This is a genomic window from Streptomyces sp. NPDC051909, assembly GCF_040681095.1.
GTDB lineage: Bacteria > Actinomycetota > Actinomycetes > Streptomycetales > Streptomycetaceae > Streptomyces.
Genome location: NZ_JBFAYA010000015.1, coordinates 1 through 22,463, shown reverse-complemented (window position 1 = coordinate 22,463; position 22,463 = coordinate 1). Strand labels below are relative to the sequence as shown.

Here is a 22,463-nt window from a genome sequence, read left to right as displayed (position 1 = left end):
CGCCTGGTCCCGGGCACGCAGTTAGCCTCGGCCTCATGGACGTGCACATCACTACGCTCGCCGAGCGGCCCGCTCTCGCCGGGAAGCTGTGGCAGATGAAGGACCTCTGGCCGGAGTTCATGATGTACGACCCGGTGGGCTGGAGCCACATCGGGCGGATCGTGGCCGAGTTCCCGGAGTACGTGCTCGTCGCGACCGACGGCCCGGACGGCGAGGACGTCGTGGCGCGCGGATTCAGCGTGCCGTTCCAGCTGGCGGCCGAGGGGCGCGGGGAACTGCCGGACACCGGGTGGGACCAGGTGTTGCTGTGGGCGTTCTCCGACCTGCGGCACGGGCGGACGCCGGACACGGTGAGCGCGATCGAGATCACCGTGGACACGAGCGCCCTCGGCAACGGGGTCTCGCACCGGATGCTCTCGGCCATGCGGGACAACGCCCGCCGCCTCGGCCACACCCGACTCGTCGCCCCGCTGCGCCCGAACGGCAAGCACCTGGAGGCCGAGGGCTCCATCCACGAGTACGCGCAGCGCACCCGCGAGTCCGACGGGCTGCCGCACGACCCGTGGCTGCGCGTGCACGTACGCGCGGGCGGCGCCGTCGTGAAGGTGGCGCCGGCGTCGATGACCATCGGCGGTTCCGTGGCGCAGTGGCGGTCCTGGACCGGGCTGCCCTTCGACACCGACGGACCGGTCGAGGTGCCCGGGGCCCTGGTGCCGGTGCACTGCGACACGGCCCGCGGCTACGCGGTCTACGTCGAGCCGAACATCTGGGTCCGGCACCAGCTCTGACCGAACAGCACGGAAGGCGTGACGGCCACCCCCCTCCGGAGGCCGTCACGCCTTTCGTGTGTCTGCCGGCCGCGCGCTCCGCGCGTCAGCCGAGGCTCTTCTCGTCCATCACGTCCTTCTTCGCGGGCGCCTTCGCCGTGACCGGCTTGTCGAAGTCGGAGAAGGAGACCGTGCCCGGCTCGTCGCCGCCGGTCGTGACGATCTTCAGCAGATACGGCTTGCCCTCCATGGCCACGTAGAAGGTGTCCTTCTCGCCGCCCTGGTAGTCCAGCGTCAGAGTCAGCGCCTTCCTGCCGTCGACCGTGGTCTCCGCGCCCTCCACCGCCCCGGCGGTGTCCTGCTCGAAGTCGGCCGTCAGCTTGTTCAGGTCGCACAGGTCGAGCATGTCCTTGGCGTCCGGGTCGTTGGCGTCGGTCTTGACCCAGCGTCCCTTCAGCTGCTTGATCACCTCGGCCTGGACCTCGGCCGACTCGCCCTTCGACTGCTCCTTCAGGAAGGCCTCGTCGAAGCGGAGGTAGACCGCCTTGTCCGCGGGGCGGATCACTTCGGCCGTGCCCGTCGTGCCGATCGTCATCGTGCCCGCGCACAGGCCCTGGACGTCGGTCGAGAGGTAGCCCTTCAGCGGCCCGTCCGTGCTCTTGGTGTCGAGGTCCACGGTCAGGGAGCGGGCGGCCTTCGTCGTGGCCACCGCCTTGTCCAGGATCTGGGCCGCACTCATGTCCCCGAACGGGCCCGAGGCCTCGGGCCCGGTGTCCCCGAAGGGCCCGCAGGCGGTCGCGCCGAGCGCGACGGCGGCGCAGAGGGTGGTGGCGAGGGCGGCCCGACGGCGGACGCGGACGGTGGCAGACATGGTGTTTCTCCGAGGGGGGACGGGGGTGGTACGGGGAGTGCGGGGGTGGTGCGGGGAGTGCAGGGGGTCAGGAGGTGGGGCGGGGGTTACGGGGTGGGGCGGCGGGTCAGCCGATCTTCAGGTCCCACTGCGCGGCGTCGTGCGCCAGGCCCATGCCGGGCTCGATCTCGACGGTCAGCACCTTGGCGTCGGCGGGCGCGTCGAAGGCGAAGGTCTTGGTGACCTTCTTGCCGGGCAGGACCGAGCCCTCGAAGGCGACGTCGAGCTTCTCACCGAGGATCATCTCCGCGTCGGCGCCGTCCTTGCCGGCACGGGCGTTGGGCAGGGTGCCCGCGGTGTCGAAGGCCTTCTTGCCCTTGTTCTCGATGGTCACGGTGACCTTGTAGGCCTTGTTGCCCTCGGTGTGGCCGACGGCGAACTCGTCCGGCGTGAACGCCTTGGGCGCGGTGACCGTGACCTCCAGGCCGTCGTCGTACGCGGCGGTCTCGTCGGCGGCGAGCGCCTTGGTCTTGTCCTGGCCCTTGCCCTGGTCGGTCTTGCCCTTGGAACCGCCGCCCGGGGTCGCCGGAGCGGTGGTGGCGGTGTCCTTGAGCGACTTGTCGATCTCGTCGACCGCGTCGCTGACCGCGGTGAACGTGATGACCGCGCCGACCACCGAGAGGACCAGCGACGCGAGGCCCAGGATCGTGCCGGTCACGGCGACGCCCTTGTTGTTCGCCTCGCCGCGCTTGACCCGGCCGGTGCCGACCAGGCCCAGGATCAGCGCGATGACGCCGAGGATGCCGGCCAGCCAGAAGAACAGCGGGATGAGGCCGGAGAGCGTGCCGATGATGCCGAGGATCAGGGCTGCGGTGCCGAGCCCGTTCCGCATCGCCGCCGGGGCGGGCATCTGCGGGTGCGGGAGCTGCGTGTCGTGCGACATGAGTGTGTCCTCCCGGACAGTGAGTTTGTCTGGCGCGATGGATCAATCACAGCAGAGACTGTGAACCGAGTCAACACGGTTCACGAAAAACGGATCAGCTCGCGCTGTGAAGGGACAGCTCTTGCGTTCGTCGGTAGGATCGACGTCACACGCCAGGCGGGACGAAGAGGAGCGGCCGTGCCGGACAACGCAGCAGAGGTGACCGCCGCGGGGATCGCCCGCCTCGCGGGAGTCGGCCGGGCGGCCGTCAGCAACTGGCGCCGCCGGCACGCCGACTTCCCCCGGCCGGTCGGCGGCACGGAGTCCAGCCCGTCCTTCGCCCTCGCCGACGTCGAGGACTGGCTGCGCGCACAGGGCAAACTCGCCGAGGTCCCGCTCGGCGAGCGGGTCTGGCAGCAGATCGCCGCCCACCCCGCCGGCGCCGTCACCGCCCTCGTACACGCGGGCTGCGCCCTGCTCCTGGCCCGCGACCGGGCCGCCGCCTGGCCCACCCTCGCCGCGGCGCCCGACACCCGCCTCGCCGAACTCCTCCCCGTACCCCTGGAGGAGACGCTGACCGAGCGGTTCGGCGTCGAGCGGGCCGTCCTCACCCCCACCGCGCGCGCCCTCGCCCCCTCCGTCCCGCTCGTGCGCGGCGCGGCGGAACTGGCCGCGGAGAGCAGCCCCCGCGAGGCCTTCGAGTTCCTGCTCGGCCGCCACCTGGACGCCAACCCCCGGCAGTACACGCTCACCCCGCCCGGCCCGGCCGCCCTGATGGCCGCGCTCGCCGGACCCGCCGCCACCGTCCTCGACCCCGCCTGCGGCACCGGCGCGCTCCTCCGCGCCGCCACCACCGCCACGGCCGTCCACGGCCAGGACACCGACCCCGACCTCGCCGCCCTCACCGCGCTGCGCCTCGCGCTCGGCACCGACCGGACCACCGACGTCCGCGTGCTCCCGGGCGACACCCTGCGCGCCGACGCCTTCCCCGCCCTCACCGCCGACGCCGTGCTGTGCCACCCGCCGTTCAACGAGCGCAACTGGGGCCATGACGAACTCGCCTACGACCCGCGCTGGGAGTACGGCTTCCCGGCCCGCACCGAGTCCGAACTGGCCTGGGTCCAGCACGCCCTGGCCCGCCTGCGCCCCGGCGGCACCGCCGTCCTGCTCATGCCGCCCGCCGCCGCCTCCCGCCGCTCCGGCCGCCGCATCCGCGCCGACCTGCTGCGCCGCGGCGCGCTGCGGGCCGTCGTCGCCCTGCCGGCCGGCGCCGCACCCCCGTACGGCATCCCGCTGCACCTGTGGGTGCTGCGCAAGCCCGTCCCCGGCGAGCGCCCGCCCGCCGAGCTGCTCCTCGTCGACACGGCGCCCGAGAACGGTGCCCCCGGCCGCGACCGGCTCGCCTGGCCCGCCGTCGAGACCGCCGTCCTCGACGCCTGGCGCCCCTTCCTCCAGGACGGCACGCTCGCCGAGACCCCCGGCGAGAGCCGCTCGGTCCCCGTCATCGAACTCCTCGACGACGACGTCGACCTGGCCCCCGCCCGCCATCTGCCGCCGCCCGCCGCCGCCGAGGGCGCGGCGCAGCTGGCCGGGGTGCGCGAGCGGCTGACGGAGACCCTGCGCCGCACCCGCGAGCTGACCCCGCCGCCCGCCGCCGACCCGGCCGGCGGCCCTGGCGGCCCTGGCGTGGCCGGCGTCCACCGGACCGCGACGACCGTCGGCGAACTCGCCCGCGCCGGCGCCCTCACCCTCCATGCCGGCGGCGCCGGCTCGGCCACCGCCGGCACCCCCGTCCGGGTCCTCACCGACACCGACGTCCTCGCCGCCCAGGCACCCTCCGGCACCCTCCCCGAGGCCCCGCCCGGCGGGCCCGCCGAGGAACCTGTGCTGCTCGCCGCCGGAGACGTCGTCGTCCCCGTGCTCGGCGGCGGCGCGGTCGCCCGCGTCGTCGACCCGGCCACGGCCGGCGCCGCCCTCGGCCGCAACGTGCACCTGCTGCGCCCCGACCCGGCCGCCGTCGACCCCTGGTTCCTGGCCGGCTTCCTGCGCGCCACCGCGAACAACCGCCAGGCCAGCTCGTACGCCTCGACCGCCACCCGGCTCGACGTGCGGCGCCTCCAGCTGCCCCGCCTTCCGCTCGCCGAACAGCGGCGCTACGGCGCCCGTTTCCAGGCGCTCGCCGACTTCGAGGAGGCGCTGCGGCTGGCCGGACGGCTCGGCGAACAGCTGGTGCAGGGCATGTACGACGGGCTCGCGGACGGCACCGTGGCGCCCTGAGCAACGGCACCGTGATGCCCTGGACGACAGCCCGAACAACGGTTCTGCACAACCCCTGGGTGGCTGTCGGAGTCGGTGTATACGCTCATCTCCGACAGTCGGGCTTTTCAGGTCACCAGGAGCAGGAATGTACGGCCAGGGCTATCCGCCTCCCGCCACGCCGCCGCAGCGGCAGGGCGTGCCGGCGTCGGTCATCGTGCTGCGGGTGCTGTTCGCCATGCTGCCGCTGCTCAGCATCGGGCTGCTCACCTGGGCGACGGCGCTGCGCATCGCCCTGCTGACCCGCCGGGTGATCGACTGGATCCTGTTCGTCGCCTCGATCGTGCTGATCGTCGTCTGCATGGTGCTGATGCCGGAGGACGTCGAGACCACCCAGGCCGACGTCGTCGTGGCGACGATCCTGCTGAGCGCGGCGGCGTTCACCGGGTACTACCTGGCGGTGGACATCCGCCACGACCGGATACGTCTGCAGGGCCCCGTCCCGCCGCCCGCCGCCTACAACCCGTACGCGGCCACGATGCCGCAGCATCAGCACCAGGTCCCGCGGCAGCCCCAGCAGGGTTACGGCTTCCCGCCCGTCCAGCCGCAGTCCCAGCCGCAGCCGCAGCCGCAACCGCAGCCGCAACCGCAGTCCCAGCCGCCTCAGCCCCTCACGCCCCCCAGCCCCCGCATCGACCAGGTCCGCGCCGAGCTCGACGAGCTGAGCGACCTGCTCCGTAAGGACCAGGAGAAGTGAACGGCCGGGTCGTCGGCGGGCGTTACGAGCTGGCCACCCTGATCGGCCAGGGCGGCATGGGCCAGGTCTGGACGGCGTACGACGGCCGGCTCGACCGCCGCGTGGCGGTGAAGCTGCTCAACCCGGCCGCCATCAGCGGCCCGGCGACCGCCGCCGACGAGCTGCGCCGCCGCTTCGTGCGCGAGTGCCGGGTGACCGCGCAGGTCGACCACCCGGGCCTGGTGACCGTCCACGACGCGGGCAGCGACGGCGACGAGCTGTATCTGGTCATGCAGTACGTGGAGGGCGCCGACCTCGCCGACCACCTGGCCGAGCACGACCCCTACCCCTGGCCCTGGGCGGTGTCCGTCGCCGCCCAGCTGTGCGCGGTGCTCGCCGCCGTGCACGCCGTCCCGATCGTGCACCGCGACCTCAAGCCGCGGAACGTGATGGTCCGCCCCGACGGCACGGTCACCGTGCTCGACCTGGGCGTGGCGTCCGTCCTCGACAGCGACACCACCCGCCTCACCCACACCGGCTCGCCCATCGGCACCCCCGCCTACATGGCGCCCGAGCAGGCGATGGGCGGCGCCGTCGGCCCGTACACCGATCTGTACGCGCTCGGCGTGCTGCTCCACGAACTCCTCAGCGGCAACGTGCCGTTCGCCGGCTCCACCGCGCTCGGCGTGCTGCACCGCCACCTCCACGAGCCGCCGCTGCCGGTCCGCCGGCTGCGGCCCGAGGTGCCGGACGCCCTGGAGGCGCTGGTGCTCCGGCTGCTCGCCAAGGACCCGCAGGACCGCCCCTCCGGCGCCCAGGAGGTGTACGAGCGGCTGCTGCCGCTGCTGCCCGCCCCCGGCGCGGCCACCGCCGGTCCGTCGGCCGGGCCGCTCGACCCGACCCGCCCGTTCCGCCGCCCGCACGCCCCCTGGCCCGACCGGGCGGCAGCCCCGGCCGCCGTGCCCGCTCCGCCGGTGCCCCCGCCGCCCGGCCGGCCGGACGTGGCCGCCGCCGTCGACGAGGTGAAGCGGCTCCTCGGCGAGGGCTCCATCACCCAGGCAGTGGACGTCCTCGGCGGCATCCTCCCGGCTGCCGCGGCCGAGCACGGCGAGCGCTCGCCGGTCGTCCGCATCCTGCGCAAGCAGTACGCGACGACGCTGATGGACGACGGCCAGTACCGCCGCGCCCTGCCCGAGCTGCGCCGCCTCGCCGAGGACCGGTCCGCCGAGGCCGGCCCGTACGACCCGCAGACCCTGCGCTTCCGCTACGACGCGGCCCTGTGCCTGGAGCAGCTCGGCGACCCGGCCGCCGCGCTCGGCGAGTTCCGCGCGCTGCTGCCGTACCACGAGCAGGGCGGCGCCGGAGATCCCGAGCTGCGACAGCGCTCCTTCGACATCCGGCACCGCATCGGCCTGCTGATGCTCGCCACCGGCGAGCAGGCCGCCGCCGTGTCCCACCTGGCCACCCTGCTCTACGACGTGGAGCGCGACCAGGGCCCCTACCACCCGCTCGCCGCCGACCTGCGGCGCGTGCTCGACCGCCAGCGCCAGATGGCCGCGCAGCAGATGCCCCCGCCGCAGACGGACCCGCGGCTTCCGCGGGTCTGACCTGACACTAGGCCTGGAGCGCCGGTACGCCGGGGGCGGACACCGGCATCGGGTCGTGGCGCAGGCGCTCGGGAGGCAGCCCGGCCTCCGTGAGGTGCCAGGCCGTGGCGGCGACGAGGCCGGTGGGGCCGCTGACGTAGACGAGCTGCCGGGACCGGGACCAGTCCGTACGGGAGCCGAGGACGGCGTCCAGGAGCGCGCCGCGCCGCTCGTCGCCCGCCGCGAGGCCACCGGAGGCGTCGGCGACCCGGGTCACGCCGAGCCACGGGCAGCGGGCCTCCAGGCGCTCCAGGGCGGCCTCGTCATAGAACCCGCCGGCGTCGCGGGCGCCGACCCGGGCGCCGAGGAAGAGACGGGCCGTCAGGCCCGCCGGGCGGCGCCGGGACAGCTCGTCGAGCAGTGCCTTGGCGTGTGCCCAGCCGGTGCCGCCCGCGACGATCACGATGTCGTCGGTCAGCTCCTCGTCGAGCGTGGCGGTGCCCTGCGGCGGTCCGAGCCGCAGCACGTCCCCGACCCCGGTGTGCGCGACGAGCGCGTCGCTGACCCCGCCGGGTGCGGTGCGCCGTACATGGAACTCCAGCTCGTCGCCGGGCACACAGGCCGGTGTGTACGGCCGCCAGGTGTGCGGCAGCAGCGGCGTCTCCACGCGCGCGTGCTGCCCGGCGCGGTACGGATACGGCTCGGCCGGCCGTATGCGCAGCAGCGCCAGGTCGGGGCCGATCCGGTCGTGTCCGGTGACGGTGGCGTTCCAGGCCACGGGCTCGCCCAGGGCGTCGTTCGCGCCCGCCACCATGGCGCCGGACACGTGGCGGAGCATCCGCACCCAGGCCGCCTCGGCCTCCGTGCTCCACGCGTTGCCCGCCGACCAGCGCAACGCCTCGACCAGCGACGCCTCGAACACCTCGTAGTGCACCGGCAGCACGCCGAGCCGGCGGTGCTCGCGCCCCAGGCGGGCGAAGTCGGCGGCCAGTTCGGCGGGCCGGTCGAGGTGGTCGATCATGTGCCAGAAGGCCCGCTCCAGATGGGAGCGCTGGAACTCCATGGAGTCGGGGAAGAGGCGCCTGAGGTACGGATGGCGGCCGAACATCGACTCGTAGAGCCGGTCGATCAGCTCCCCGAAGGGGGTGATGGCCGCCAGGTGCCGCAGGATGAGAGCCTGATCGGCGCCGCCCGCGGCCGCGTCGTACGTCCCCGGGGCGGATCTCGCCCCCGGCTCCGTCGACCTCGCCGCGCTCGCCGCGCTCGCGGGCGAGAGCAGCCGGTTGCGCAGCCGCATCGCCTCGTGCCGCGCTACCAGGGCGTGGTAGTCGTCCTGATGCCCGCTCATCCCCACGGTCCGAGCCTCCTGAATGCATTCCGGTGGACAGTTCTCCCTCGTGATCCGATCACGCAGGAGGGGGGTGGCGGGGAGGGCCGTTCGGCCCCTGGCGAGGGGGCGCTTCGGCGGTTTCCTGACGGGGCGGCAGAGTCACGAGTCCGTACCGGATTGGAAAACGAAGCAGATCCGTCCGATTTGGTGATTTTGCGATGTGTAACGTGCGCGTTCGATCATGTCCACGCCGTTCAAGGATCCCGAGATGACCACGCCTCAGCCGTCCGACCCGTTCGCCGCTGCCCAGGGTGCCCCCGCGCCCCAGCCCGAGCAGAAGAAGGGCGGCCTGCTGAAGAAGATCGGTGGCTTCGTCGTCCTCGTGATCGTCGCCGTCGCCGTGAAGGTCGGCCTCCCGCACCTCACCGGTGACGCCCCGGTCCACGCCAAGGTCGGCGAGTGTGTGATCGTGACCGGCCCGGACAACGCCCCGGAGGTCGAGACCCAGGACTGCTCCTCGGGCAAGGCGGACCTCTACAAGGTCGCCGAGGTCCACGAGGACACCTTCGACGCGGAGAAGTGCGACCGGACCAAGTACTCGGCGCTGCAGCAGCAGCTCGGCTCCGACAAGTTCGTGCTCTGCCTTGAAGAGGTCGCGGCCAAGTAAGCAGCCGTACATGTAAGGGGCCGGCCCTATGGGACCGGCCCCTTACGCATGCGCCGGCGCGGTCGCCGTGGCCCGGGCCGCGCGGGTCGTCTGCGCGCGCACCGCCCCCTTGTTCCACTCTCTGCCACGCGCACCCCGAAAACAAGACTGCAATTTTTCCCCGCAAACCGGGACACTCACTCCCGTGTGGCCGTCCGTGCCGCGCACTCACGGGAGGACTTTCATGGCAGAGCTCTGGGATCCGCACGGCAGCCTGCGCCGGATGCTGTGGATCGGCGGCGCGCAGTGGGCCGGCAAGACGACCGTGTCCGAACTCCTCGCACGCGACTACGGTCTGACGGCGTATCACTACGACTACCACGACGCCCGGGGCCATCAGGACCGCCGGATCGCGCGGCGGGTGGCGCTGAGTGAGCCGGTGGCGGACCCGGAGCCCGAGCTGGTCTGGGCGGAGCGGACCCCGGAGGAGATGGCGGCCGAGACACTGGCCGGTTTCCCGCTGCGGTTCGAGTGGGCCCTGGACGACCTGCGAGCCCTGTCGACCGGTCGGCCGGCGATCGCCGAGGGATGGGGCCTGCGGCCCGAGCTGGTCGCTCCGCTGATCGACTCGGTCCGGCGGATGGTCGTCCTCGTACCCACCGAGGACTTCCGGCAGCACCAGATCCGCACCCTCCGGCGCGCGAGCGCCCTGAGTGTGCCGGTCGGCGACCCGGCGCGCGCTCAGGCCAACCGGATCGCCCGCGACCGCCTCGTCGCCGATGACGTGGTGCGCGGTGCCCGGCGTCTGGGCATACCCGTGATCGAGGTCGACGGGACGCGGGATGCGACGGGTGTGGCGGCGTTGGTCGCCGAGCAGTTCGCCCCTTGGCTGCAGGCCTGATCCGAAGGGCCGACCCCGGACGACTTGAACGTGTTCAAGTTACGTGCCAGGGTGTGGCGTGCGTTCTTGGGCCGCCCTCCGGTCGCATACGCGGCCTGCGGAACCCGCCGGAACCATGAGGGGTGAAGTGTGTCGCGTTACCGTCGAATTACCCTGATCCTGCCCGCCCTGGCCCTCGCTCTCACGGCCTGCGGCAGGCTCTACGAACTGCCGCCGCCCCAGGGCGAACCGGTCGTCCTGAAACCGGCCGAGATGGCGACCACGTGGACCGACGCCGACGGCGGCACCCTCACGCTGAAGCAGGACGGGACGTTCGTCGCCGACAAGGTCTGCGTCGCCGTCGGCTGGGAAGAGGACCTGGCCTGGTCCGGAACAGGCACCTGGAAGCACGAATCCGACAAGGACAAGACGCAGAGCTTCCTCGACGTGTCCTTCGACGCCGATCATCCGGAAACGGACGGGCGACCGGTCGACGACTACGCCGCCTTGAAACAGGGCAAGGTCCTCAAGCTCTGGGCCGCCGTCGGCGATCCGGACCACGACCATCCGCACTGCACCCTGACCAGACCGGCTGGTTGATCCCTCGGTGTGCGAGCATCCGCGCGTGAACGATCTTCGTGTGCGGCTCGCCGCCGAGCCCGACCTCCCCACTCTCGTACGCCTCCGCGACGCCGCCGCCCGCTGGATGCTCGCGCGCGGGGTGACGCGCCAATGGCAGCCGGGCGAACTGGACGAGGAGCACTTCCGTCGCGTCATGGCCGGGGACGGCGAGGTCTGGATAGCCGAGTCGGTGTCGGTGTCGGTGTCGGTGTCGGTGTCGGAGTCGGGGTCGGAGTCGGGGTCGGAGGAGGGCGGTGTCGTCGGGGCCTGGGAGCTGTGGTGGGACGACGAGGCCGCGTGGGGCGTCCAGCCGCCCGTCGCCGGATACGTCCACCGGCTCATGGTCGACCGCACCACCGCCGCCCCCGGCACGGGCCGCCGTCTCCTGACCGCCGCGGAACACCGCGTCGCCGCGACCGGCCGCACCCACGTCCGCCTCGACTGCCTCGCCGACAACGCGCCCCTGAACACGTACTACCGGAACGCCGGTTACCGCCCCGTCGGCCGCGTGGAGGGCAAGCCGCAACCGGGCGGCCCGCCCAAGTCCTTCACGCTGATGGAGAAGGTCCTCGCGCCGCCGCGGTCTGTACGATGCCCACTGTGACGTCCGGGCAGAGTCCGGCGCCCGCGCCGCCCCGCGACAGGAGGAACCTGGGGCCGCGCGCGCACCGCTGTCCGACTCACCCTGAGGTATGGAGAGGGGGTGAGCCGTATGACCGGAACCCTCCTGAATGTTGGTGACGAGATCGACGTCGTCGTCACGTCCGCCAAGCCGTTCGGGCTCTTGATCGAGTCCGATTCCGGTGTGCCGGGGCTCGTCCGTGGTGGTCGTGCCGCGGCCGGCGCGACGGTACGCGTGCGCGTGACCGAGTTCGACGCGGTCGAGTCGCGCTTCAGCGCGATGCTCGTCGACTGACGCGGACCGACGCGGACCGACGCGGTTGAGGTGGTGCGGCCCGGTCGGCTCTACGAGTCGGCCGGGCCGTCCGCCTTGGAGCCGGAGCTCGCGAGCGATTCGAGCAGAGCCCGGGTCCGGTTGGGCATGGCCTCCCAGAGGGAGACGGCGGTGCTCGAACGGACCACCCCGTCGATACGGAGGATGGTCTGGTTGATGCGGTGCAGGTCCGCCGTGTCCCGCGCGACGACCTTGGCGAGCAGATCGGCCTCGCCGGTGGTCGCGTGGACCTCGATCACCTCCGGAATGTCCTCAAGGAGGCTCATCGCGCTGCTTCCCTCGCTCTGGCTGATCGCGAGGGACACGAACGCGACGAGCGTGTAGCCCATCGACGCCGGTGACACACGCTGGCTGAAGCCGAGCAGCTGGCCGGTGCGCTCCATCCGCTGAAGACGTGCGTGCACGGTGTTACGGGACACCGCGAGAACCTTCGCCAACTGCAAGATCGTCGCGCTCGGGTGATCGTCGAGGGCCAGCAGGATCCGGGCATCAAGCGGGTCGATCGTCGTCACGCTTGTCATTCTGCCCTGAATTCGCCCTTCGGGCGTGCATCCGTCCCAGTCATAGGCCCGGAGCTTGTAAATCCGCCCGTTTCGTTTCCAGTATGGTCGCTATGACCGCTTCCGCCACGACCGCGACCGCCCCCGCCGTCGCTCCCGCCCCCACGCCTCCGACCGCCGCCGGTCAGACGAAGCACAGTCGGGTCGAGGACGTGCTGGGGATCTTCACGGGAACGTTCCTCGCGTCGCTCGGGCTGTTCCTCCTGCGGACCAGTGGCACGGTCACCGGCGGCACCGCCGGTCTCGCCCTCCTGCTCAGCTACGCGGTCGACGCCCCCTTCGGGGCGATCTTCCTCGCGGTCAACCTGCCCTTCTTCGCACTCGCCGTACGGAAGAAGGGCTGGGACTTCACGATCCGCACCGCACTGTCGGTCGGCCTCGTCTCCCTGCTGGCCTCTCTCCACCCCGCCGAGATCGCCCAGATCGACATCGACCCGGTCTACGCCGCCCTCGCCGGCAACCTGCTCGCCGGCGTCGGCCTCCTCGTCCTGTTCCGGCACCGGTCCAGCCTCGGCGGCTTCAACATCTTCGCCCTGATCATGCAGGAACGCTTCGGCCTGCGCGCCGGCTACGTCCAGATGGCCCTCGACGTCCTCGTCATCGCCGCGTCCCTCGCGGTCGTCCCCCCGCTTCAGGTCCTTCTTTCCGCCGTCGGCGCCGTCGTCCTCAACGTCGTACTCGCCCTCAACCACCGGCCGGGGCGCTACACCGGGGCGTGAGGTGAGTCAGCGGCCCGTCTTGACCTCGTCGATGAAGGTGGACCAGGCGGCGGCAGGGAAGAGGAGGGCGGGGCCGGTGGGGTTCTTGCTGTCCCGGACGGGGATCAGGGGGAGGGTGGCGGTGCCGGGGTCGGCGACCTCAAGGCACTCGCCGCCGTCAGGGTTGCTGTAGGAGCTCTTGCGCCACGTGACGTTGCTCAGGTCGACGGATCGCACGCTGCTTCCTCCAACATCTGCATGATGAACTTCCGTGATTCTGCCGGGGAAAGGGCCAGATCACGGACCTGATCGTACGCGAGCTGAAGTCGCTCGACCGAGGCCGTTTCCTCGACCAGATCACCCGAGTGCGCGGTCTCCACCCATGCGACAGTGCGGCCGTCCGTGAGCTTCAGGAACATGCTTTGCGTGTTAGTCAGGGCAGGCAGCCCTGCGGAATGCCGCAGGACCTGGATCGTCACATTGCGGCGTTCGCCCATCTCCAGCAGATGCTCCAGCTGTTCGCGCCATTCCTTTCGGTCGCCCAAGGGCGTGCGCAGGACGGTCTCGCACAGGATGGAGCGGAAGGTTGGCGCGGTGTCGCCGACCAGCAACTCGCGACGCCCTATGCGGGCTTCGACCTCGCGAGTCAAGGCGTCGCCGCTCGCGCCGCCCAGCGCGAGTACGTCGCGCGCGTAGGCCTCGGTCTGCAGCAAGCCGGGCACGATGCTCACCGCGTAGTGCCACAGGCTCAGTGCCTCGGCCTCCAGCGCCATGTACCGCCGATACCGCTCCTTGAACTGCGACTGGTCGCCCGCCGCCAGCTCCCACAGCACCAGTAACAGGTCCGACGTCCCGTAAAACGTGTCCAAGCCTTGGACGACCTCCGGGCCGCCCAGCGTCTCGCCCTTCTCCATCTTCGAGAACAGCGTCGCGTCCCAGCCCAGCGCCGCCCCCAACGCCCGGAAGCTCAGTTTGCGTTCCAGCCTCAGATGCCGCAGCTCCTCCGCGAAACGCTTGCGCGGTTCCTGGCTGCGGCCGGTGACCACTCGTCTCGGTGGCATCAGCACTCCTTACCGGAAGGTGTGGAAGTACCGGAACTTCGACGGGGAACAACGGCCGCGAAACCGGCCTCCCCAACCTGCCCCGGGTTGATCCTCGACATGCCCCATTACGGAGGGTAGTCCAACACCTGGAGCTGTTGTCATGGAGTGCGGCGATTTTGTGTACGACGAAGTGACTTGTGTGGTAGAGGAGTTCCGGGGCCACGCCGGGCCCCACGTGATGCTCCGTCCCCTCGGCGGCGGGCGCGAGTGGCAGGCCGACCCCGCCCACATTCGGCTCGCGACGCAGGACGAGCGGCTGAGTGCCGGCGTGCGGGCGGTGAACGAGCGGGCGCGGGCGGCGGCTGTGGCGTTCCTGGACGTGGAGTTGCCGCCCGCGCCCCGCCCCGCACCGGGGTGTGCGGAGTGTGACGGCCTCGCGAGGCGTCGCCGGGCGGCGCGGGTCGCGTACGACGGGAGTGCGGAGGCGGACGCCAACGTGCTCCTCCGCCGGCATCTGGCGAAGGAGCACGTGGGTGACGCGGGTGACACGGGTGGCGGGGAGGATCAGGCGAACTGGCCCACCTGGTAGTCGCCGCCCGGCATCTGGAGCAGGACGTTCATGCGGTTGAAGGCGTTGATGAGGGCGATCAGGCCGACGAGGCCGAGGAGCTGCTCCTCGTCGTAGTACTTGGCCGCGTTCAGCCAGACGTCGTCCGGGATGCCCGTGCCGTCGGCGATACGGGTGCCCAGCTCGGCGAGTTCGAGGGCGGCGCGCTCGGCGTCGGTGAAGACCTTCGCCTCGCGCCAGGCGCCGACCATGATCAGTCGCTGCGTGGTCTCGCCGGCCGCCTCGGCCTCCTTGGTGTGCATGTCGAGGCAGAAGGCGCAGCCGTTGATCTGGCTGGCGCGGATCTTCACCAGTTCCTGGGTCAGGGCGGGCACTCCGGACGCGGTGACGGCGTTGCCGGCGGCGGCGAGGTGCTTGATGAGCTTGCCGGCGGTCGGGCTGGTGAAGGGGTTGAGGCGGGGTTCCATGATGGGCTCCTTTGTGCCGTTCTCATCGCTGCTACACCCCTATGACGAGACGGCCGGAGCGACTGTGACAGGCTCCGATGTGACCTGGGTCACGCAGTGGGACGACCGCTGCCCGGAGCCGCGTCGCCGCCCTTGCGGGCGCCGTCGGCGAGCTGGCCCACCAGCATGGTGACGAGGCCGGCGAGGAGGAGCACGCCGCCGATCACCGTTCCCGACGCCCGGGCGCCGGAACTGCTGATCACCAGCCCGAAGACCACCTGCCAGCAGAACGCGAAGGCCACGACGAGCTGGCCCCAGCCGTAGACGCGGGTGTTGCGGACGTGGCGGCGGTTCATGGGGAGCACCCAGCCCCGGGTGACGGCGGCGAGGCCGGAGGCGGTGAAGAGCAGGGCCGCGAGGACGATCGGTATGGCGAGGTACAGCTTCATGGTTTCTCCCCCTGGACTGCTGGACTGCTGGACTGCTGGACTGCTGGACTGCTGGACTGCTGGACGGCGAGTCGGTCCGTCGGGCCGGGCTAGGCCCGCCGGGCACCGACCGTGTCGGAAGTTGCCGTCGATCTCCTACGGCAGCAGGGTCAGCGCGGCGACGTGTTTCGCTTTGATGGCCCGGAAATGGCGGTGGTCGAGGGTGGCGATCCGGTCTACCTCGTAGCGTTCCGCGACGGCGATCACGGAGGCGTCGACCGCTCCGAGGGGGAAATCGGCGTACTGGGTGATCAGTTCGCTGACCCTCAGCAGGTCGTCCGAGGTGAGGTTGACGAGTTCGAAGAAGCCCTTGGCGACATGTTCGATGAAGAGGGCTTCAACACGCGGCCAGCGCTCCAGTTGCCAACTGACCTCGGCCAGGACCGTGGCGGGGAGCAGCTTGCGGCCTCGGAGCTGGGAGAGGAAGGCGACGCAGCTCGGGTGGTGCTTGTCCCTGGCGTTGAAGAACGCCACCAGCGGGCCGGTGTCGAGGACCGTGGTGATCACTCGTCGTCGTTCCGCTCGCGTGCGGCGCGTTCACGGATGTAGTCGTCGTGCCCCTCGGCGTAGTCGGCGGGCGCCTCGATACTGCCGGACAGCGCGAGGAAGCTGGCGGGGAGGAGGTCCCCCTCGTCACCGTCCCCAGTGACCGCGTCCGCGTCGCCGATCGAGTCCGGAACCTGCCGGTCGACCTGAGAGAGTTCCTCGTCCTCCGTGATGATCAGCCGCAAGCGCCGCACCTGGGTCGGACTCAGCCGGTCAACCAGGTGGTGCAGGTGCTCGTAGTCACGCGCTGCCGTCATAGGACAAGTCTGGCACGTGCCCGGAACCGCACGCATAGGGTGTCGGCATGTCACTGGGCCGCATAGTCCTCACGTCCGGTCGTTCGATCGAGCTCACCGAGCTGCGGATGTCTTCGACCTACGGGGGGATGCTGGAGGGCTATCCGTGCAAGCGCGTCAACGACCGCAGGGTCGATTGGTTCCAGCGGCTGGCGGAGCGCGCGTATCCCTCCCTGCCGGTGCATCTCGTGGAGCCCTCCCGCGAGTACCCGGACGACCCGGACGAGGCCGCCGGCGCCTTCGGTCCCGTCGAGGTGCTGCCCGCCGTGGCCTGCGTCGGTGTCTTCGACTCCGCGGCGCTCGACCCGGCCATGGATGGTTCCACCCTCGTCGTCACCTGGTTTCAGCAGGCGCCCGAGGTACCGGCGGGCGAGGGTGCTGATCTCGCGCTTCGCGGCATTCGCTGGGAGGAGCTGGCCCAGGACTACGAGCTGTAACGCTCAGACTCGTCGATCGCCTGAGGCGGCACTGGACGTCGCTTCCCTCTCTTGAGGCATCGGCGCCTTCGCGGGCTCGACCTCCCGCCCCGACTCCCGCCTCCGCCGCCGTTCCCACAGCACCCACCCCGCGAGCGCCGGCACCGACGCCCCCGCCGCCGCGAGCCCGAGCCGCAGTCCCGGTGGGCGGAAGTCGCACGTCACCTCGTGCCGGTCCGGTGTCAGCGGGACGGCGACCAGGCCGCCGTACGAGTCCGCGGGGCGGGCGTCGCAGTGCCAGCCCGGGATGCTCGGGGAGGAGAGGACGAGGGTGCCTGTCGTGCCGGGGCGGAGGGTGGCGTGGAAGCCCGTGGACGTGACGTCGACCGTGGTCGGGGCGGTGGCCCGGAGCGCGGCGACGGCGGCCCGCAGGCGGGCGTGGTCCAGGCAGGCCACCTCGCCCTTCACCGGGATACGGGCCTTCAGGCCCGGGACCTTCTGGATGCCCAACGACACCAGGGCCGCACGCCACTTGGGGAGCTGGCCGCGCATCTTCACCGTGTGGTCGCCGAGCGAAGCCCGGCCCGTGTGGTCGGGGGCCCAGAGGAAGACCTCGGTGCCGACGCGGCAGGCGCCGGAGGGGTTCGGGGGCTCGTACACCCGGGCGCCCAGGAGGAGTTCCTGGTTGCGGAAGGGGGAGGAGCCGTAGACGGGGGGCGGGCCGGGGGGCCGTACGGTCACCAGGGGAGCCACCGGGCCGCCCGTACGGACGAGTTCGCCGTCCCGCAGGCGCGCGCCGACCGCGAACAGGGCGTCCGTGACCGGGTTGTCGAGGCTCTGCAGGTTGCGGCCGCGCGAGGTCCAGCCGGCGCCGAGTGCCGCCATGGTGCGGGTGAAGACGTCGGGGGTGAGGCTGCTGTAGTAGGAGCCGCCCTGGCCGCCGAGCATCATCGGCTCGTTGCCGGTCGTCTGGGGCCGGCCGGAGTCCACGCGGTACGCGGGCCAGCCGTCGGCCCGGTCGAGCGCGTCGGCCCGCCGGGTGTCGGCGGCGCTCCACGGCGGGTAGTCGTCGAGCCGCCGCAGCCGCTCCTTGTTCCCCCACGCCGTGGTCGCGGCGGCCTGCGCCACCAGGACGGCGGCGAGCAGCGGCAGGGCCAGGCGCCGGTGGCGTACGAGGACGACCGCGAGGCCCGCCGCGAACAGCGCCCAGCCCCACGGCGTCGCCTCCCCGCTGCCCAGCGCGCCGAGCGCGAGCACCCCGACGACCGCGACGCCGCCGAGCAGCGCGCGCCGGTCGGGCGGGCCGTCGGCGACCGCCGCCCACGCGGCGATCACCAGCACACCGGCGAGGACGAAGGTCTGGCGGTACGGGCTGCCGTTCGGCGTCGCGAAGACGTGCCACACCAGGTGTGTCGGCCCGAACTGGAAGGACAGCGCGACCCCGGTCACGACCGCCGGCCAGAGCCACCGGCGCCGGAACAACGACGACGCCGCCAGCACCGGGACGGCCGTGAACACGAAGAGGGCCGGGGTGGAGAAGCCGTACGTGGCGGGCATCAGGCGGGCCGCGAGGTCCGCGCCGCCGGCCGGTGCGAAGTCCCGGACGACGCCGGGGTACGCGTACCGCGTCCCCAGGAACACCGGCACCAGGACCGGCGTCGCCAGGCCGACGCCGAGGAGCACGGTCAGGGCGCCGCGCAGGATCACCCGCCACCGCGGGGCGGTGACGATCAGGACGAGGGCCGCGCCGAGGGTCGCCATGTAGGCGGTGTAGAAGTTGGCGGTCCAGCAGACCGCGACGACCAGCGGGCCGAGCAGCGGCCGCCGCCCCTCCCGTACCCACACACCCACCAGACACAGGAGCGGGAAGGCGATCAGGCCGTCCATCCACATGGGGTTGTAGACGGCCTCCAGGGCCGCCCAGCCGCACAGGCCGTACGCCGCGCCGAGCACCCCCGGCGCCCACCACGGGGTCCGGTCCCCGGTCGCCGGACGGAGCCGGGGCAGCAGGAAGGCCATGGCGGCGGCCGCCGTCGCCGTCTTCAGGAGGGTGATGGCGTACAGCGCGTACGCCAGGTCGGCGCGCGGCGCGAGGGCCACCAGCGGGGCGAACGGGCTGGTCAGATAGGTGGCCAGGTCGGGCAGGAAGCTGGTGCCCCAGCCCGACTGCCAGTTCAGGAGCAGCCCGCCGTCGGCGCGGCCGTGCAGCAGGTCCCACAGGCGCGCGTGGAAGGGCAGGAACTGGTTGCCCAGGTCGTTGACGCTGCGCCGGTGGTGCCCGAAGGGGAAGGTGGTGGCGACGGCGTCCCCGGCGCACAGGGCGACGACGGTGAGCAGTGCCGCCAGACCGGAGGCGCGGGCCTTCCCCCGGTCGAACCCGGTCCTGATGCTGTTCCTGATGTTCATCGTGGTGTCGAATATGACAGGGCAGATCATGAAATCGACCCCGGCGCCGGGCAGTTCATTCAATGGTCGCCTCGTTGTCACCGATGGAATCCGGCGGCGACATCCGGACCGGTTGTCGTGTGATCCGTGCTGCTCTCGATCGTGGTCCCGTGCTTCAACGAAGAAGAGATCATCGGTCGCTTCCACGACCAGGTGACGGCCGAACTCTCCCGTTTCGACGGAGAATTCGAGATCGTTTACGTGGACGACGGAAGCCGTGACCGAACGCTGCCCCTCCTGGAGGGGATCGCCGACGGCGATCCCCGGGCGCGCTATGTCTCCTTCAGCCGCAACTTCGGCAAGGAGGCCGCCATGCTGGCCGGTCTCCAGCACGCGGCCGGCGACGCCGTCGTGATCATGGACGCCGACCTCCAGCACCCGCCGGAGCTCGTGCACCGCATGCTCGCGCTGCACGCCGAGGGATACGACCAGGTCATCGCCCGGCGCACCCGCACCGGCGACCGGGTCACCCGCACGCTCACCGCCCGCGCCTACTACCGGGCGATCAACCGCCTGGTCGACGTCGAGCTGGTCGACGGCGTCGGCGACTTCCGGCTGCTCTCCCGCCGCACGGTCGACGCCGTTCTCGAACTGACCGAATACAACCGTTTCTCCAAGGGCCTGTTCGCCTGGGTCGGATTCAGGTCGACGACGTTCGAGTACGAGAATGCGGTGCGCGAGCAGGGCCGCTCGAAATGGACGTTCGGAAAGCTGCTCAACTACGGCCTCGACGGCCTTCTCTCCTTCAACAACAAGCCGCTTCGGGCCGCCGTCTATCTCGGCATGATGCTCGTCGCGGTGGCATTCGCGTACGCCGCCTGGATCGTCGGTGTCGCCCTGGTGAACGGCGTGGACACGCCCGGTTATGTCACCCTGCTCGTGACGGTCACGGCGCTCGCCGGCGTCCAGATGGTGATGCTCGGCCTGGTCGGCGAATACGTCGGCCGCATCTACTACGAGGTGAAGCGCCGGCCGCACTACCTGGTGAAGGCCACCAACACGCGCGTCCCCGCGCCCCGGGAAGAGCAGGAACTCATCCGCCGATGACGACGCGCTCCACGAGGAACACCGTCTGGCAGGTGGTGCGGTTCGGCCTGGTCGGCGTCGTCAACACCGGGACGTACTACGGGCTCTACCTGCTCCTCGGGCTGTGGGCGCCGTACCTCGCCGCCCACGTCCTCGCCTTCGCGCTGTCCATGGTCGGCTCCTTCTTCCTCACCTCCTACTTCACCTACCGCACCCGCCCCACCTGGAAGAAGTTCCTGCTCTTCCCGCTGACCAACGCGGCCAACTTCGTGATCACGACGGTCGGCGTCTACGTCCTCGTCGACCTCATGGACGTCGACCGCACGTACGCGCCGCTGATCGCCGCGGCGGCGGCGATCCCGATCACCTTCGTGGTCTCCCGGACGATCATGCTGGGACCCGACACCACCCGAACACGTGAGTCGTTGACCGAAAGAGTCGTCACGAAGTAGTGGCCCGGGCCACGGCGACTGCCTAACATCGATCACCGCACGGTCGTCCCACTGACGCACGACCCACGCCGGGAGGCTCCTTTGCACCGCCGCACTGCGCTCTCCGTCTCCGCCGCCGCGACGCTGCTCGCCGCGGCCCCGCTGCTCACCGCCTGCGGCAGTGACGCCCATCCGGGGGCGGCGGCCGTCGTCGGCGGACAGCGGATCGAGGTGTCCAGCCTCCAGGCCCAGGTCGAGGACGTGCGCACGGCGCAGCAGGCCTCGCCGAACGCGGAGGAGCTGATCCGCCAGACCGGCGACCTCAGCCGCCAGAAGCTGCACGACATGATCTTCGACCGGGTGGCGCGGAAGGTCGGCGAGGACAACGGGGTCACCGTCAGCCGCGCCGAGGTCCAGCAGGCCCGCAGCGACTTCGTCCGGCAGAGCGGCGGCGAGCAGCAGATGGCGACCGCGCTGCTGCAGCAGCGCGGGGTGGCGCCGGACCAGATCGACGACGTCGCCCGCCGGGCCGTCCTCATGAACAAGATCGCGTCCAAGCTGGGGGTCACCAACACCCCCGAGGGACAGAAGAAGCTCACCGAGGCCTTCAGCAAGGCGTCCAAGGAGCTGAAGATCGACGTGAACCCGCGCTTCGGCACCTGGGACGACGAGAAGATCCAGCTGGGTACGTACACGGCGCCGTGGGTGCGGCAGATCACCAAGCCCGACGCGGTGGAGGCCGGGGCCTGAGCCTGAGACGCGCTTCGGCGACGGGGTAGGTTCGAGGTGTGAACGCTGAGAACCGTGGTCGTGTCGTCCTGCTCACCGCCAGCCACCGGGTGGCGCCGGGCCTGCTCTCCTGGCCGGCCTGGCAGGCGCTGCACGGGGCCGACCGGGTGCTGTGCCCGGACGCGGACCACCCCCAGCTTCCGTATCTGAAGGAGGCCGGGGTCACGGTCGAGGTGCTGCGGCCGACGGCCGAGGAACTGGTCGAGGCCTGCGCCGGGGGCCGCACGGTGCTCGTGCTGCCCTCCGGCGAGGGCGACCAGGCGCTCACCGACGGGCTCGCCCGGCTGGCCGGCTCGGGCCGGGTCGCCATGCCCGACCTGGAGCTGCTGCCCGGCTCGTACGACCTGCCGGGCGCGCGGCTGCTCGACCTGGTCCAGGTCATGGACCGGATCCGGCGCGAGTGCCCCTGGTCCTCGCGGCAGACCCACCGCGGCCTCGCGAAGTACGCCGTCGAGGAGGCCTACGAGCTGGTCGAGGCGATCGAGGACGAGGACCGCGAGGCGCTGCGCGAGGAGCTCGGCGACGTGCTGCTCCAGGTGGTGTTCCACTCCCGGATCGCGGAGGAGGACGCCGAGGAGCCGTTCTCGGTGGACGACGTGGCCGGGACGATCGTGGAGAAGCTGATCCACCGGCACCCGCACGTCTTCGGCGACGCGACCGCCGAGACGCCGGAGGACGTCAAGGAGCACTGGCTGCGCACCAAGGCGGCGGAGAAACAGCGCGACTCGGTCACCGACGGCGTCCCGCTCGCCCAGCCCGGCCTCGCCCTCGCGTCGAAGCTCGCGGGCCGCGTGCGGACCGCCGGGCTCGACGTCCCGCCGCCGGACGGTGACGGCATCGGCTACGAGCTCCTCGCCCTGGCCGTACGGGCGGAGGCCGCCGGCGTCGACCCGGAGGCCGCCCTGCGCGCGGCCGGCCGCCTCTACCGTGACGCGATCCGCGAGGCGGAGGGCCTGGCCGCCCTCTAGGACACGCCTCGGACCCTGCCTATGGCCTATGGCCTATGGCCTAGGTGTATTGATCACGAGCGTTGTTGACAGTTGTGGGTCTTGATCATGGCGAAGACGTCCGGTGTGGTGGAGGTGTCTAGGCTTCACCGCACAACGGAGGTCTTCGTGTCCCACCGTAATGCCCGGCTGACCGTTCATGGCAGGCGGCTGCT

General features: G+C 71.6%; 27 protein-coding genes. 16 read left to right on the top strand and 11 right to left on the bottom strand.

Translation table 11 applies throughout. From position 1 onward, the window contains the following. The first annotated feature begins 35 nt into the window (after nucleotides 1–35). Nucleotides 36–788 carry an N-acetyltransferase gene (locus tag AB0M18_RS23510; RefSeq protein ID WP_365761079.1) on the top strand — a complete coding sequence of 251 codons (753 nt, stop codon included), beginning with the start codon at nucleotides 36–38 and terminating at the stop codon, nucleotides 786–788. Nucleotides 789–873: 85 nt separating this feature from the next. On the opposite strand, the gene AB0M18_RS23505 is transcribed toward AB0M18_RS23510, so the two are convergent. After that, entirely contained in the window at nucleotides 874–1,638 is a 765-nt protein-coding gene (locus tag AB0M18_RS23505; RefSeq protein WP_365761077.1) for a hypothetical protein, read from the bottom strand. A gap of 106 nt (nucleotides 1,639–1,744) precedes the next feature. Next, nucleotides 1,745–2,560: a DUF4190 domain-containing protein gene (locus AB0M18_RS23500; protein WP_365761075.1), complete on the bottom strand. Its 816-nt coding sequence runs from the start codon at nucleotides 2,558–2,560 to the stop codon at nucleotides 1,745–1,747. Between the two features lie 177 nt (nucleotides 2,561–2,737). Here AB0M18_RS23500 and AB0M18_RS23495 point away from each other — a divergent pair, with 177 nt between their 5' ends. The 3 genes from AB0M18_RS23495 (at nucleotide 2,738) to AB0M18_RS23485 (ending at nucleotide 7,138) form a co-directional block, all read left to right on the top strand. Continuing rightward, nucleotides 2,738–4,816 carry an N-6 DNA methylase gene (locus AB0M18_RS23495; RefSeq protein WP_365761073.1) on the top strand — a complete coding sequence of 693 codons (2,079 nt, stop codon included), beginning with the start codon at nucleotides 2,738–2,740 and terminating at the stop codon, nucleotides 4,814–4,816. Nucleotides 4,817–4,943: 127 nt separating this feature from the next. Next, nucleotides 4,944–5,552, top strand: a complete 609-nt coding sequence (locus tag AB0M18_RS23490; protein ID WP_365761071.1) for a hypothetical protein — start codon at nucleotides 4,944–4,946, stop codon at nucleotides 5,550–5,552. Beyond that, complete coding sequence (locus AB0M18_RS23485; RefSeq protein ID WP_365761069.1) at nucleotides 5,549–7,138, top strand: serine/threonine-protein kinase; 1,590 nt, start codon at nucleotides 5,549–5,551, stop codon at nucleotides 7,136–7,138. Before AB0M18_RS23490 ends, AB0M18_RS23485 begins: the two co-directional genes overlap by 4 nt. 7 nt (nucleotides 7,139–7,145) lie before the next feature. Here AB0M18_RS23485 and AB0M18_RS23480 read toward each other — a convergent pair whose 3' ends face one another. After that, complete coding sequence (locus AB0M18_RS23480) at nucleotides 7,146–8,465, bottom strand: globin domain-containing protein (RefSeq protein ID WP_365761067.1); 1,320 nt, start codon at nucleotides 8,463–8,465, stop codon at nucleotides 7,146–7,148. Nucleotides 8,466–8,715: 250 nt separating this feature from the next. Between AB0M18_RS23480 and AB0M18_RS23475 the strand changes: the two genes are divergently transcribed. From AB0M18_RS23475 to AB0M18_RS23455, 5 genes are all read left to right on the top strand, one after another. Next, complete coding sequence (locus AB0M18_RS23475; protein ID WP_365761065.1) at nucleotides 8,716–9,114, top strand: hypothetical protein; 399 nt, start codon at nucleotides 8,716–8,718, stop codon at nucleotides 9,112–9,114. Nucleotides 9,115–9,337: 223 nt separating this feature from the next. Further along, nucleotides 9,338–9,994 carry a hypothetical protein gene (locus tag AB0M18_RS23470; protein ID WP_365761063.1) on the top strand — a complete coding sequence of 219 codons (657 nt, stop codon included), beginning with the start codon at nucleotides 9,338–9,340 and terminating at the stop codon, nucleotides 9,992–9,994. 129 nt (nucleotides 9,995–10,123) lie between these two features. After that, on the top strand, nucleotides 10,124–10,573 hold the full coding sequence (locus tag AB0M18_RS23465) for a hypothetical protein (RefSeq protein ID WP_365761061.1): 450 nt from the start codon (nucleotides 10,124–10,126) through the stop codon (nucleotides 10,571–10,573). Between the two features lie 25 nt (nucleotides 10,574–10,598). Further along, the gene (locus AB0M18_RS23460) at nucleotides 10,599–11,198 is read left to right on the top strand and encodes a GNAT family N-acetyltransferase (RefSeq protein ID WP_365761059.1); all 600 of its coding nucleotides are present in this window, start codon (nucleotides 10,599–10,601) and stop codon (nucleotides 11,196–11,198) included. Between the two features lie 108 nt (nucleotides 11,199–11,306). After that, on the top strand, nucleotides 11,307–11,510 hold the full coding sequence (locus AB0M18_RS23455) for a hypothetical protein (protein ID WP_365761057.1): 204 nt from the start codon (nucleotides 11,307–11,309) through the stop codon (nucleotides 11,508–11,510). A 50-nt stretch (nucleotides 11,511–11,560) separates the two neighbouring features. Here the strand turns inward: AB0M18_RS23455 and AB0M18_RS23450 are convergent, their stop codons facing one another. Continuing rightward, nucleotides 11,561–12,070, bottom strand: a complete 510-nt coding sequence (locus AB0M18_RS23450; protein ID WP_365761055.1) for an Lrp/AsnC family transcriptional regulator — start codon at nucleotides 12,068–12,070, stop codon at nucleotides 11,561–11,563. A gap of 92 nt (nucleotides 12,071–12,162) precedes the next feature. Here AB0M18_RS23450 and AB0M18_RS23445 point away from each other — a divergent pair, with 92 nt between their 5' ends. Next, a complete protein-coding gene (locus tag AB0M18_RS23445) occupies nucleotides 12,163–12,828 on the top strand; it encodes a YitT family protein (RefSeq protein ID WP_365761053.1) in 666 nt (221 codons plus the stop codon). A gap of 6 nt (nucleotides 12,829–12,834) precedes the next feature. Here the strand turns inward: AB0M18_RS23445 and AB0M18_RS23440 are convergent, their stop codons facing one another. Further along, nucleotides 12,835–13,044, bottom strand: a complete 210-nt coding sequence (locus tag AB0M18_RS23440; RefSeq protein ID WP_365761051.1) for a DUF397 domain-containing protein — start codon at nucleotides 13,042–13,044, stop codon at nucleotides 12,835–12,837. Next, nucleotides 13,026–13,868: a helix-turn-helix transcriptional regulator gene (locus AB0M18_RS23435; protein ID WP_365761049.1), complete on the bottom strand. Its 843-nt coding sequence runs from the start codon at nucleotides 13,866–13,868 to the stop codon at nucleotides 13,026–13,028. The genes AB0M18_RS23440 and AB0M18_RS23435 overlap by 19 nt, the downstream gene beginning before the upstream one ends. 181 nt (nucleotides 13,869–14,049) lie before the next feature. Between AB0M18_RS23435 and AB0M18_RS23430 the strand changes: the two genes are divergently transcribed. Continuing rightward, entirely contained in the window at nucleotides 14,050–14,439 is a 390-nt protein-coding gene (locus AB0M18_RS23430) for a hypothetical protein (RefSeq protein ID WP_365761047.1), read from the top strand. On the opposite strand, the gene AB0M18_RS23425 is transcribed toward AB0M18_RS23430, so the two are convergent. The 4 genes from AB0M18_RS23425 to AB0M18_RS23410 form a co-directional block, all read right to left on the bottom strand. Continuing rightward, on the bottom strand, nucleotides 14,415–14,885 hold the full coding sequence (locus AB0M18_RS23425; RefSeq protein WP_365761045.1) for a carboxymuconolactone decarboxylase family protein: 471 nt from the start codon (nucleotides 14,883–14,885) through the stop codon (nucleotides 14,415–14,417). The two genes, AB0M18_RS23430 and AB0M18_RS23425, sit on opposite strands and share 25 nt — an antisense overlap. 89 nt (nucleotides 14,886–14,974) lie before the next feature. Then, nucleotides 14,975–15,313: a hypothetical protein gene (locus tag AB0M18_RS23420; protein ID WP_365761043.1), complete on the bottom strand. Its 339-nt coding sequence runs from the start codon at nucleotides 15,311–15,313 to the stop codon at nucleotides 14,975–14,977. A gap of 135 nt (nucleotides 15,314–15,448) precedes the next feature. Next, a complete protein-coding gene (locus AB0M18_RS23415) occupies nucleotides 15,449–15,859 on the bottom strand; it encodes a PIN domain-containing protein (protein ID WP_365761041.1) in 411 nt (136 codons plus the stop codon). Next, entirely contained in the window at nucleotides 15,856–16,155 is a 300-nt protein-coding gene (locus AB0M18_RS23410; RefSeq protein WP_365761039.1) for a hypothetical protein, read from the bottom strand. Before AB0M18_RS23410 ends, AB0M18_RS23415 begins: the two co-directional genes overlap by 4 nt. Before the next feature lie 47 nt (nucleotides 16,156–16,202). Here AB0M18_RS23410 and AB0M18_RS23405 point away from each other — a divergent pair, with 47 nt between their 5' ends. Continuing rightward, a complete protein-coding gene (locus AB0M18_RS23405; RefSeq protein WP_365761037.1) occupies nucleotides 16,203–16,631 on the top strand; it encodes a hypothetical protein in 429 nt (142 codons plus the stop codon). Nucleotides 16,632–16,634: 3 nt separating this feature from the next. Here the strand turns inward: AB0M18_RS23405 and AB0M18_RS23400 are convergent, their stop codons facing one another. Further along, complete coding sequence (locus AB0M18_RS23400; protein WP_365761035.1) at nucleotides 16,635–19,016, bottom strand: YfhO family protein; 2,382 nt, start codon at nucleotides 19,014–19,016, stop codon at nucleotides 16,635–16,637. Between the two features lie 126 nt (nucleotides 19,017–19,142). Between AB0M18_RS23400 and AB0M18_RS23395 the strand changes: the two genes are divergently transcribed. The 4 genes from AB0M18_RS23395 to AB0M18_RS23380 all read left to right on the top strand — a co-directional run bounded on the left by AB0M18_RS23395 (nucleotide 19,143) and on the right by AB0M18_RS23380 (nucleotide 22,269). Beyond that, the gene (locus AB0M18_RS23395) at nucleotides 19,143–20,102 is read left to right on the top strand and encodes a glycosyltransferase family 2 protein (protein ID WP_365761033.1); all 960 of its coding nucleotides are present in this window, start codon (nucleotides 19,143–19,145) and stop codon (nucleotides 20,100–20,102) included. After that, complete coding sequence (locus AB0M18_RS23390) at nucleotides 20,099–20,533, top strand: GtrA family protein (protein ID WP_365761031.1); 435 nt, start codon at nucleotides 20,099–20,101, stop codon at nucleotides 20,531–20,533. The genes AB0M18_RS23395 and AB0M18_RS23390 overlap by 4 nt, the downstream gene beginning before the upstream one ends. Nucleotides 20,534–20,614: 81 nt before the next feature. Beyond that, nucleotides 20,615–21,262: a SurA N-terminal domain-containing protein gene (locus tag AB0M18_RS23385; protein WP_365761029.1), complete on the top strand. Its 648-nt coding sequence runs from the start codon at nucleotides 20,615–20,617 to the stop codon at nucleotides 21,260–21,262. A gap of 38 nt (nucleotides 21,263–21,300) precedes the next feature. Continuing rightward, nucleotides 21,301–22,269 (top strand): nucleoside triphosphate pyrophosphohydrolase, encoded by a 969-nt coding sequence (locus AB0M18_RS23380; RefSeq protein WP_365761027.1) that lies wholly within the window; start codon nucleotides 21,301–21,303, stop codon nucleotides 22,267–22,269. Nucleotides 22,270–22,463 lie beyond the last annotated feature (194 nt).